Origin of the sequence: Pseudoxanthobacter sp., assembly GCF_036822375.1 — a bacterium.
Lineage (GTDB): Bacteria > Pseudomonadota > Alphaproteobacteria > Rhizobiales > Segnochrobactraceae > Pseudoxanthobacter.
Map to the genome: position 1 here is coordinate 1 of NZ_DAISHT010000242.1, position 1884 is coordinate 1884.

Below are 1884 nucleotides of genomic sequence, written 5' to 3' on the forward strand. Positions count from 1 at the left end.
TCGTCGAGACCGAGCCGACCGTGAAGGGCCAGACCGCGTCGTCGTCCTACAAGCCCGCTCTGCTGTCGAACGGCGTGCGCACCATGGTGCCGCCGCACGTCGCCGCCGGCACCCGCGTGGTGGTGATGACCGCCGACGGTTCCTATGTGGAACGCGCGAAGGACTGACCGTCCCGCGATCGCATGACACGCCTGAAAAAGGCCGGCCCGGATCGCCTCCGGGCCGGCCTTTTTCGTTGGCGCGCGGGGCTGCCGTCAGTGGTGCGCGCCCAGACGGCGCAGCACGGGCAGCAGGCACAGGAACACCAGCGCGGCGCCCAGCCCGAGCAGTGCCACGTTGGTGTAGACGCCCGACACCGCACTGGCATAGGTGGCCATGGAGGCGGCTGCGCCTTCCGGCACCGTCGCAATGGAGCCGATCCAGCCGGCGGCATAGGCGCCGAACGAGGTGGACAGGAACCACGCGCCGAACATCAGACCGGTGAGGCTGGGCGGCGACAGCGCCGAGATCATGGAAAGCCCGACCGGCGACAGCGCCAGCTCACCGGCGGTGATGAGGAACAGCGCGCCGAGAATCCACAGCATCGAGGCCGGCTCGCCCGTGGTGCCCGCCCGCCACGCCCCGATGGCGATGAGCGTGAAGGCAAGGCCGGCGAAGAAGATGCCGAGGAAGAACTTGAAGCCGGTCGAAGGTTCCCGCCCGGCCGCGCCGAGCGCCCCCCAGAGCCGGGCAAACAGCGGCGCCAGAACGAGGATGAGGAACGGATTGACCGAGGTGAACATCGCCGTCGGCACTTCGTAGCCGAGAATGTGGCGGTCGATGGCACGGTCGATCAGCAGCAGAACCGGGCCGTCCTTCTGCTTGAAGAGCGCCCAGAAGAAGCTCGCAAACAGCACATAGATCAGGATGGCCACCAGGTGGCGGCGATATTCCGGCTCCGATGTGAAGGCCCGGTAGACCACGTAGCAATAGGTGAGGCCGCCGCCGACGAGCATCATCGTCTTGGCGCCGTCGGGCACGGCGAGCAGCCACGTCATCGCCGGCACGGCGACGAGCGCGGCGATGACCACCGGCAGCACCAGCTTCGGCCGCGGGCACACCATGGTGGCCGGGGCATAATGCCGGCGGCCGGCGGTGAACACCACGAGGCCGATGGCCATGCCGACCGCGGCAAGGCCGAAGCCCAGATGCCAGTCGATCTTCTGGCCGACATAGCCGACGATCAGCGTTGCGAGCAGCGCGCCGATGTTGATGCCCATATAGAACAGGGTGTAGCCGCCGTCGCGGCGCACGTCGTCCGGCCCGTAAAGCTGGCCGACCACGGCGGAGACGGACGACTTGAAGAAGCCCGTGCCGATGACGATGAAGGCCATGCCGACGAACAGGCTGTTCTCGGCAAACGGTGTCGCCAGCACGATGTGCCCGGCCATGATGATAAGACCGCCGATGATGATCGACAGGCGGAAGCCGAGCACACGGTCGGCCAGCGCGCCGCCGATGATCGGCGTCAGAAACACGAAGGCGGCATAGGCGCCATAGGTGAGGCTGGCGCGGGCATCGGCGAAGCCGAGCACGTTCACCATGTAGAGCACCAGCAGGGCCTGCATGCCATAGAACGAGAAGCGTTCCCACATCTCGGCGGCAAACAGATAATAGAGGCCGGTCGGCTGGCGCGTATCGACAGCCTCCGTGCCGGGCTGAACGCTGGTAACGGTCATTGTGATTCTCCCCCCGGAACGGCACTGCGCCGCCTGAAAAGGCGCCTGCCTGCCTGCCACTTAAGACAAAGTGCGCCCGCCCGCAAAGCCGGTTGTCATGCGGCTAAAGGGTTGTCCCCCGGGTCCGGCCGCCGCCCGGCCGGCCGGGACGGGCGGCGAAGGGGGC

At 67.4% G+C, this 1884-nt stretch carries 1 protein-coding gene and 1 pseudogene; one reads left to right on the forward strand and one right to left on the reverse strand.

The features are described 5' to 3' along the window. Positions 1-167, forward strand: a pseudogene (locus V7067_RS15595) (elongation factor P); the annotation flags it as partial. A gap of 87 nt (positions 168-254) precedes the next feature. On the opposite strand, the gene V7067_RS15600 reads toward V7067_RS15595, so the two are convergent. Then, positions 255-1718 (reverse strand): peptide MFS transporter, encoded by a 1464-nt coding sequence (locus V7067_RS15600; protein ID WP_334176824.1) that lies wholly within the window; start codon positions 1716-1718, stop codon positions 255-257. Between the last annotated feature and the right edge of the window lie 166 nt (positions 1719-1884).

Excerpts from the sequence above, each read along its gene's own strand:
- V7067_RS15600 (WP_334176824.1), bottom strand. The coding sequence starts at position 1,718 with ATGACCGTTACCAGCGTTCAGCCCGGCACGGAGGCTGTCGATACGCGC.